At 35.8% G+C, this 9,366-nt stretch carries 8 protein-coding genes; 3 read left to right on the top strand and 5 right to left on the bottom strand.

What is annotated here, in order from left to right; translation table 11 throughout:
- The first annotated feature begins 342 nt into the window (after positions 1–342).
- The 3 genes from repM to A7A69_RS16590 are packed head-to-tail and all read left to right on the top strand — an operon-like array spanning position 343 to position 2,025.
- Positions 343–1,293 (top strand): replication initiation protein RepM, encoded by a 951-nt coding sequence (gene repM, locus A7A69_RS08735; RefSeq protein ID WP_001208778.1) that lies wholly within the window; start codon positions 343–345, stop codon positions 1,291–1,293.
- Complete coding sequence (locus A7A69_RS08730) at positions 1,286–1,861, top strand: plasmid replication DNA-binding protein (RefSeq protein WP_017725651.1); 576 nt, start codon at positions 1,286–1,288, stop codon at positions 1,859–1,861. The genes repM and A7A69_RS08730 overlap by 8 nt, the downstream gene beginning before the upstream one ends.
- 20 nt (positions 1,862–1,881) lie before the next feature.
- Complete coding sequence (locus tag A7A69_RS16590) at positions 1,882–2,025, top strand: hypothetical protein (protein WP_004786602.1); 144 nt, start codon at positions 1,882–1,884, stop codon at positions 2,023–2,025.
- 190 nt (positions 2,026–2,215) lie between these two features.
- Here the strand turns inward: A7A69_RS16590 and yddG are convergent, their stop codons facing one another.
- The 5 genes from yddG to A7A69_RS08705 form a co-directional block, all read right to left on the bottom strand.
- On the bottom strand, positions 2,216–3,121 hold the full coding sequence (gene yddG / locus A7A69_RS08725; protein ID WP_005130397.1) for an aromatic amino acid DMT transporter YddG: 906 nt from the start codon (positions 3,119–3,121) through the stop codon (positions 2,216–2,218).
- Positions 3,122–3,133: 12 nt separating this feature from the next.
- Complete coding sequence (locus A7A69_RS08720; RefSeq protein ID WP_005130395.1) at positions 3,134–4,426, bottom strand: MFS transporter; 1,293 nt, start codon at positions 4,424–4,426, stop codon at positions 3,134–3,136.
- A gap of 54 nt (positions 4,427–4,480) precedes the next feature.
- A complete protein-coding gene (locus A7A69_RS08715) occupies positions 4,481–5,719 on the bottom strand; it encodes a M24 family metallopeptidase (protein WP_120371440.1) in 1,239 nt (412 codons plus the stop codon).
- Between the two features lie 115 nt (positions 5,720–5,834).
- On the bottom strand, positions 5,835–6,794 hold the full coding sequence (locus A7A69_RS08710) for a GlxA family transcriptional regulator (protein ID WP_005130393.1): 960 nt from the start codon (positions 6,792–6,794) through the stop codon (positions 5,835–5,837).
- 944 nt (positions 6,795–7,738) lie between these two features.
- Positions 7,739–8,491 (bottom strand): ACP-like domain-containing protein, encoded by a 753-nt coding sequence (locus tag A7A69_RS08705; RefSeq protein WP_152877080.1) that lies wholly within the window; start codon positions 8,489–8,491, stop codon positions 7,739–7,741.
- Positions 8,492–9,366 lie beyond the last annotated feature (875 nt).

Below are 9,366 nucleotides of genomic sequence, written 5' to 3'. Positions count from 1 at the left end.
CTTTTCTAAAAGTCACGAAAATATGAACCAAAAATTGCCCCGACGAATCGAGCGAAAGCGAGATTCAATAGAGTTTGAGCGAACGAAGTGAAGCGAAAACCAAGGGCAATTTTTCACTCCTTGGGCTTTTAATTATTTTAAAGTTTTTAAATGCTTTTAGATATGCTGAAAGCCTTTGTTCACAATGCTTTTAAGGTTTATATGACACCGTTTACCTTGCAATATGACACCGTTTACCTTGCAATATGACACCGTTTACCTTGCAATATGACACCGTTTACCTTGCTTATAGCACTAAAATTAATTATTGTGTCATAGCATAATAATTAATACTGGTGCTTCATGAGAGAATTAGTGGTAAAAGACAATGCCTTAATCAATGCAAGCTATAACTTAGATTTAGTAGAACAACGTTTAATTTTATTGGCCATTGTTGAGGCAAGAGAAAGCGGGAAAGGTATTAATGCGAATGATCCCCTTGAAGTACATGCAGAAGGCTATATCAATCAATTTGGCGTACATCGCAATACGGCTTATCAAGCATTAAAAGATGCCTGTAATGATTTATTTGCAAGACAATTTAGCTATCAAAAAATAAATGAACGAGGGAATATTGAGAACTATAGATCCCGTTGGGTTAGTGAAATTGGATATGTAGATAATGAAGCAGTGGTTAAACTTATCTTTGCCCCAGCCATAGTTCCCTTAATTACACGCTTAGAAGAGCATTTCACTAAATACGAATTGCAGCAAGTTAGTAATCTCAGCAGTGCTTATGCTGTTCGCTTATATGAATTATTAATTGCTTGGAGAAGTACTGGCTCTACTCCTGTTATAGAGCTAAGTGATTTCCGTCAAAGAATTGGCGTACTCGATACAGAGTACAAGCGTATGGAACGCTTTAAAACTAGTGTACTTGAGCTTGCTATTAAACAAATTAACGAACATACAGATATCACTGTGAAGTATGAGCAACACAAAAGAGGTCGATCAATTTCAGGATTCTCTTTTACTTTTAAACAGAAAAAGAAGGACAACCCACCGATAGAAAGAGATCCGAATACGTTAGATCTCTTTACAAAGATGACTGATGCACAACGCCATATGTTTGCAAATAAACTTTCTGAACTTCCTGAAATGGGTCGTTATTCCCAGGGAACTGAAAGCTATCCGCAATTTGCTGTTCGTATTGCTGAGATGCTGCAAGACCCTGACCGAATAAAAGAACTATACCCATACCTAAAAAAAGTGGGATATATGCCATCAAATAAAAAGGACACCGTAAATGGCTAAGTTATCACTAAGTGAAGTATCTAAAAAATTCCATGTGGATAGATCAACCATTTACAGAGCTGTACGTAATGGACGTTTATCACGCTCCAGTGATGGACAATTCGATCTAGCAGAGGTCATCCGATGCTTTGGAGAACCTGAGCAAACATCTCAAAAAATTGAATCATCTAGGCAAGAAGGTGATGAATCTACAAAAAAACTTATTGCCCATTTAGAAAATGAAGTCAAAAAATACCAAGAACGTGAAGAACGGTTAATGCAACAAATTGACCGTATGCAAACACTCATTGAGCTGAAAAGTGTTGCACCTGCCACAGCATTACCACAACAAGATGCTACGGCATGCGACACCGACATGCCACAGCATGCGACAACACAACAAGACAATGATAATAAAAAGAATAATGAATTCAATATTGCAGAAAATGTGGCAGTGCCACAGCAAGAAACTACGGCATACCACACCCAAACGCTACAGCATGCCACGTTGCAAAATGTGGCAGTGCCACAACACAAAAAGCGTGGCTTATTTGGCCGTGTGCTGAATGCTGTGTTTGATCATGACTGAGCAATCAAGGGAGAGAGATCATGCCAAAATTGAAAGACATTGCCCTGGGCATTATTGTGGCCCCACTGTTAATCCCAATCATGCTGGTTGCATCGTACCAGGATAAAAAGGCACTCAAAAAAGAGCTGAATGAACGCCAAAAAGAAAAAGACCAGGCATCCTGATTATTCAATTAACCTAAACAAAGTTGTGAAACATTGATCAAATAATAGGCGTGGAACGTGAAAAATCATAAAAAAACCCACCTTGGGGAAGATGGGCTATAAACTAGAAACTACAGCATTGATTTCTATAGATAATTATAACGCATTTCGTATAAGGTGTATTATGTTAATTTTAAAGCCTCTAAATAATTTATTGCTTTCGAGTCGCTAACCAACACAAGACTGCTCCTGTTGTCACCATTGCAACACCTTGCCAAAAGATGAAAGATAAGGAAGTGCTTAGAAGTAATGCAGCAAACAAAGCAGATAACACGGGAGTAAAGTAAGAAGCGCCAGCCATTAATGTCATGTTCCCTGAAATAATTCCAATATTCCAAGCACCATATCCCAAACCTAAAGCACCAGCCGCCATAATCAGAGTGACTGTATTGTCATAAGTAAAATTAAGAGCTGACCCACTCATGAGAAGGTATTTTATCCATAGTACAGCTGCAACTAGGGCAAAAAATATAGTGACTAGATTTTTACCCTGAGACGTTTTTACTGTCACAGAACAATATGTAGCCCATAAAATAGCAGCAGCAAAAGCTAAACCATAACTAAGAGGATTAGCCTTCAAATTGGTCCATATCTGGAAGAGATCAAATCCAGTATCTCCCCCTAGCACCCAACAAATTCCAACCAAGGCTAATATGCAACCGGGAATAATTAAAATATTGGCCTTAATGTTGTTAAAAATAATTGCAAATAGTAGAGTAAATGTTGGCCATAGATAATTAATCATGCCAACTTCGATTGCTTGTCTACTGTTTTGTGCATAGCCAATAGAAAGAGCAAAACATAATTCATAAGCAACAAATAAAAGGCTTCCCCAACATAAATAGGATTTTGGGATTGTAGAAAACTTAGGCATGCCAATCGTGAAAAGTAAAATCACGGATGCGACACTGTAAATTAGAGCAGCACCGGCTACAGCTCCAAAACTCTCACTGACACTACGAATTAAGCCTACATTTGTACTCCAAAATATGACAGCTGTAAGACCAATTAAAGTCGATATATTTCTATTGAGTGCAGGTAAAGCGTTTAAAAGCATAACCAATTCCTTTTAAGCTTTAGCATTGATTAAACGATGTGATTTCCTTTGTAATAAAGCCATACTTGCAAAAATTGCAACTACAATTAATAAGACACTAGGTGCTAAGGTATTACCTGTTTGTTGAATTAACCAGGTTGCAACAAAAGGAACTGTTCCACCTAACAATGCATTAGCAGTATTAAAACTAAAGGCAAAACCGGTATAGCGCACTTGTATAGGGAATTGTTCTGTTAAATATGCAGGTAAACTACCATCGTTCATTGCTAACAATGTGCAGAACACGAGCTGGATTATCACCATTTCAACAAAACTGGCGGTTGAAAGTAAGTAGAACAAGGGTACAGTCAGTGCGATAAAGCTTAGACTTGCCCAAAGCAACATTTTCTTACGTCCAATTCGGTCTGAATATTTGCCCATTGCAAAAACCACAGCAATATAAAATAGCAATGAAATTGACCCCGAGATAAAGGCTTGCGTTTTATTTACACCTAACTCTGTAGCTAAATAATTTGGCATGTAACTAAAAATAAGATAGAACGCAGTGGCATTTAAAGATGCAACAGCAAATGCTTTAAAAAGTGCTGGTCGATACTGGGTAAATAAGGCTTTGATTGGAAAATTTTCTTTCTTGCCATTTTTTTGATGTTCTAAAAACTCTGGGGTATCTTCTAACTTGACACGAATGTAGTATCCAATTAAGCCTAATGGTGCTGCCAATAAAAATGGAATTCTCCAGCCATATTCGTGTAAAAATGCCTCTGACATAAAAGCGAACATTGCTGCTGCCATTAAAGAGCCGAGTAGTAAACCCGTTGCAGTACTTGCAGGAACTAAACTGGTATAAAGTCCTCTTTTTTCCTTAGGCGCGTATTCTGCGAGAAAGTTTGCTGCTCCAGCATATTCACCTGAAGCTGAGAAGCCCTGGATCATCCGAAATATTAATAGCATAATCGGTGCAAAAATACCGATACTTTGATAACTTGGTAACAGTGCAATACATACCGTAGCCAGTGTCATTAAGATAATCGACCACGATAAAGCATTTTTTCGACCAAATTTATCGCCCACATGCCCCCAAAAAATACCGCCTAATGGACGCAAAATAAATGAAATTGCAAAGATAGCATAGGCAGCCATTAATGCCGTTAAAGGGTCACTTTGCGGGAAAAAAACAACTGCAATGACTGTTGCCAAAAAACCATATGCTGCATAATCAAACCATTCTACAAAATTGCCAATAAAGCTTGCACTTGCGACACGTCTTAAGGTGTTTTTTTGTTCTACCTGCTTGTCTTTTTTCATTTTTCTCCCCTCGAATCAAATAGGCACTTCTAAAAGAAGTGCCTATGCAATTTATTATTTGATGATGTTATGTTCTGGACCATATGGGAATTTAGTAATATTTTCATTGCCTGATTCTGTCACCACCAAGATGTCATGTTCACGGTAACCACCAGCACCAGCCATACCTTGTGGAATCATGACCATAGGTTCCATGGAAATCACCATGCCAGGTTCAATCACCGTATCAATATCTTCACGTAATTCTAAGCCTGCTTCACGACCGTAATAATGCGATAACACGCCAAAAGAGTGTCCATAACCAAAGGTACGGTATTGTAATAAGCCTTCTTCATAGAAAATTTCATTTAATTCTTTCGCAATATCACTGCAACGTGCACCTGGACGAATCAATTTTAAGCCTGCTTCATGCACCTTAACATTGGCTTCCCAAATACGTAGTGAAGCATCATCGCAATGATCAAAAAATTGTGTCCGTTCTAAAGCTGTGTAATAGCCTGCAATCATCGAGAAGCAATTTAAACTTAAGATGTCACCTTTTTGCACTTGGCGTGTTGTGACAGGATTATGTGCGCCATCGGTATTAATTCCTGACTGGAACCAAGTCCATGTATCCATTAATTCAGAGTTTGGAAAACGTTTGGCAATTTCACGTACCATCGCTTGGGTAGAAGCTAAAGCCACTTCATGCTCTGGTACCCCTTCACGAATCGCTGCAGTCACTGCGAAACCACCAATATCACACACAGCAGCCCCTTGGGTGATATGTGCAATTTCTTCAGCAGATTTAATCATGCGTAGTTTCATACATGGGGCACTAATATCGATAAACTCTACATTTGGCAAAACAGCTTTTAACTTATTTAAACGCTCTAAAGGCAAATGATCAAACTCAATTCCTACACGACCTTTATTCGGAATTTCTTGTGTAACCGCTTTAAAATAGTTATCACGCTGCCAATCGGTATAAACAACGTTATAGTCACCAACCGTACGACGCCAAGGTTGACCAGCATCAATATTTGCTGAAATTGTCACCACTTTTTCTGGGCTAACCACCAGACCGTAGAAGCGACCAAATGAACAATAAATAAAGTCCGCATAATAGTTAATGTTATGTATTGAACTAAATAGAACATGATCAATTTCTAGCTCTTCCATTAGTTGGCGTAGCTTGCTTTGTCTATTTTGATACTCAGATAATGAAAATGTTGCAGAAACTTTTTCACCATTTTCAATGGTTAATAATGATGGTAGCTCTGAAACAGCCAAATTATTTACTAAAGTATTCATATATGTGCCTAGATCAATGTGATGTAACCAATCACCTAAGCTTATGCAGAATATGAGTAGGTATTTTTGCCAAAAACGTCAGAAAGTTGTCAAAAACCGACAAGATTAAAAAATACTAATTAGCAAAATCTAGAACATTACGTTCAAATTTGGGTGAATAGTTAAAAAAAGCTTTATATGCTTTAGTAAAACTAGATCCGTTACAAAAACCGCATGCCAAAGCAATATTTGAAATGCTTAAAGTAGACTGTTTAAGTAGATTCTGTGCATAGGTGAGTCTTAGTTTTAAATAATATTCTTTCGGAGCCAATTGCAGATTCATTTTAAACAAGCGCTCTAAGGTACGCGGTTGAATTTTTACATGCTGTGCAATTTCAGCAATGGTTAAAGGCTCATTAATATTATTTTCCATTAAGCGCAATACATCTTGAATTGGAAAATCAAGTTTTTTCCTATGTTCAGAAATGGGTTGATGTTGAATTTCATTGCTCTCACGTACTTGATGAACAATAAATTGCTCACAGATTCTCTTAGCAATATTTGGATAATGTATTTCAACAAGTTCCAAGCCTAAATCAATCGCTGCAAGCCCACCAGAACAGGTAAAACGATTCTTATCAATGGTAAAAATATGCGGGGTAAATTGTACTAATGGAAATTCTTCTTGTGCAGCTAAGGTATTTTCCCAATGAAGACTAGCACGAAAGCCATTTAGCAGATCTGCTTTTGCCAATACATAAGCACCTGTACATAAACCACCTAAAGCAATTTTTTGTTGATCAAGCCGATATAAAAAATTCTTTAAGTATGGGGTCATATTCTTATACAGTTGAAAACCACCACAAATAAAAACGATATCCATATTCAGTAAATGTGGCAAAACACAGGTATGTTGTATTTGCAGACCATTGCTTGCGCAACTGTGATGACCATCTAAACCCGTCACGTTCCATTGGTATAAATTATCTTGTGTGACATAGTTAGCCATACGTAATACTTCAAGCATGTTTGAAAAGGCAATCATGGAAAAGTTATCGAGCAATAGAAAACCAATACGCTTAGAGTTTTGCAACATAAAATTAATATACTTTACTTTTTTTCATATTTTTATTAAGCAATTTTAGGACCACAATTTTGATTTTTCAGATTTAAATAATTTTAAAGTGTAAGGTAATACCTTAGATACTACAGAAAATCCTGGAAGCCAAACGCACCAAAAAATATTGGTTCAGAATATAATTTTTAATTAACAAACCTATTTGAAACAGAATATTAGTTGATATCTTATTTGTTACAGATTCAACAGACAATCTCTTATCAGAAATTTAAAAAACTGCACTATCCCACCAATTTATTATTACCCATTTAACATAATGGTGGTTATACGAAGTACATTTGTATATTATATTAATTATCAAGCACTTATTCAAATCATAAAAATCTTAAAATGAGCAAAAAGCCGATTTTGAAACAAGTCGGCTTTTTTATGATCGATTTTGATAGTTTTTGCCAATAAATTTGTTTAAAAAGTAGTCGATTTTGCGATTTTTTAAATTTTATCAATGCTTGAATGCTTAAAATTATCCACATTTTTTGTGGATAAAATTTAGGCTATTTTGTAAGCCAAAGCGTACAGCAATCTCGGTTCTTTGCGGCTATACCAGATAGTGGAAATTTCATATGATAAGGACATAGAGAGCAGGATGCTCCAGATAAGAATAACAAGATCAAATACAAGGAATGTGAGGTACGACAGGAGTTATACCTAAGCATCAAATATGTAAAAAACCCCGACAGGATGTTGGGGTTTTTTATTATCTAATTTTTTAAATCAAGGTTGGATGAGCATCCAGAATGCGGATCAGCGTTGCTACTGGGCCGAGGTTAGTGAGAGATTGAGATTCCTGTTAGCAAATAACAGTTACACAGAATTTTGACTGGGTTCAAATATTAAACCCAGTCAAAACAGGTATTAACTTATAAACTCAAAACCAACTTGAACAGCATAAAGACCACCGTTTATAATTTTTGACAGTTTTGTAATAATGCGTAGCCACCTTTAGATTTTTTTAAATCTAACAAAGAGTAGACCATTGTGTCTCCAAACACGCCATCATTAATAGTTCCTACGCTCAGTAAGTAGTTATTATTGGAGAATACTGGATTATTTTTTTTACTATATTGATCATCAAAGTTTAGCTGTTGTGAAATATTATCGTAAGTCACTGTCGCACTAGTTTTTTGGTTATTAAAGTGGTAGGTTACGCTTAGATTTTCGTTGCTATCACACTTGTAGTTGACGACATAATTTTGCTGGTTAGATGGTTGCTGCTGGTCAGTGATAAAGGCTTTCAAATTAAATTTTATTTCGGTGCTTGCATGCTTACGGGCATCATTGCGTGTTTGGCTTACGATAAGCTTATAATCCCCTGTATAAGGCAGGACTTGGAAATCACCAGAGAGTTCACTAGTTTTATTGTTATTTCCAAGATACAGTAAATTTAATACCACATCGTCTGATGTGTTTTGTCTTACTACTCTTAATACTTGATTAGCTTGTGCATGGAATATATATTCCTTTGTATCATAGCCAGTAATACTGCCCTTAATATCCAAAACTTGGGGGTTAGCAATATTACTGTGACTATTTTTATGAGAAGTCTCGACTGCATTAGTATACTGACTATTGTTATCAGGTGTTGTGTTACAGCCTGATAGAGCAGCTATACACGACATCACCAATGCAAGGGCGAGTATTTTCTTTGATTTCATCTTAAAACCTTTCGTATTAAAAAATAATTGATTATTTTAACATCCAAAATAGTTGAGTTTATTGACGTCGGAAAAACTATATATTACATCCATAACTACCATGTACTGACAGTATGTTCACCTCAATTACTAAAAATAAAGAAATGAGCAAGCATCAGCTCAACTACATTTCTATTTTTAATTCAGTTCGGCTTTGTTGTATAAAGAGCTGAAAGATAGACTTTGAAAATTATAAAAATCGGAAATTTATGATATAAAAAATGTGCTCGACGATGTCGAAAAGCCGACTTGGAAACAAGTCGGCTTTTTTAAACAACTTTGTAATATTCTCTCAATGATAATGGTTTAAAAAGTAGGTATTTATTGATTTTTACTATTTTATCAAAGACTCTATTTCGAAAACTATCCCTCAATTTTTGTGGGTTAGAGCTTACAAAGATATCGGCTTTTTTTGGTTATTTGGAATAAGACTAAGTTGCCTAAAAGATTGGTATATATCACAATTTTATTATTTATATGATTTATATAAAATAAGCAAAAAGAATTTCACTATAAGGAAATCATGAGAAAAAAGATTACCTATCTAGCTGGGGCTATGACCATAGTTTTACTAATAGCGGTGATTAAACATGAAAATGAAGTAAAGGGGGATGAACAATTTAGATATTTAGATTCCATAGCATCTAAGCAACCTTAGTAAAATTGCACTTATATTTAGAAATACTAGATCATATAAAAACCATTATTTAACATAAAATCTCTTATGCGAAATTACATACCAACTTTAACCACATTGTGGACAGGTTGGATTTTAGAGATAAGAAAAACTTCTAAGGCATTTGCTAAATAAGCCGTATCACGTTCAAAGCCTATCG

The organism is Acinetobacter guerrae, from assembly GCF_009372255.1.
GTDB classification, from domain to species: domain Bacteria; phylum Pseudomonadota; class Gammaproteobacteria; order Pseudomonadales; family Moraxellaceae; genus Acinetobacter; species Acinetobacter guerrae.
The sequence above is the reverse complement of the archived record's forward strand: the minus strand, read 5'-3'. Positions and strand labels throughout refer to the sequence as shown.

Coding starts and splice junctions, on each gene's coding strand:
- repM (WP_001208778.1), top strand. CDS start 343: ATGAGAGAATTAGTGGTAAAAGACAATGCCTTAATCAATGCAAGCTAT.
- A7A69_RS08730 (WP_017725651.1), top strand. CDS start 1,286: ATGGCTAAGTTATCACTAAGTGAAGTATCTAAAAAATTCCATGTGGAT.
- A7A69_RS16590 (WP_004786602.1), top strand. CDS start 1,882: ATGCCAAAATTGAAAGACATTGCCCTGGGCATTATTGTGGCCCCACTG.
- yddG (WP_005130397.1), bottom strand. CDS start 3,121: ATGCTTTTAAACGCTTTACCTGCACTCAATAGAAATATATCGACTTTA.
- A7A69_RS08720 (WP_005130395.1), bottom strand. CDS start 4,426: ATGAAAAAAGACAAGCAGGTAGAACAAAAAAACACCTTAAGACGTGTC.
- A7A69_RS08715 (WP_120371440.1), bottom strand. CDS start 5,719: ATGAATACTTTAGTAAATAATTTGGCTGTTTCAGAGCTACCATCATTA.
- A7A69_RS08710 (WP_005130393.1), bottom strand. CDS start 6,794: ATGTTGCAAAACTCTAAGCGTATTGGTTTTCTATTGCTCGATAACTTT.
- A7A69_RS08705 (WP_152877080.1), bottom strand. CDS start 8,491: ATGAAATCAAAGAAAATACTCGCCCTTGCATTGGTGATGTCGTGTATA.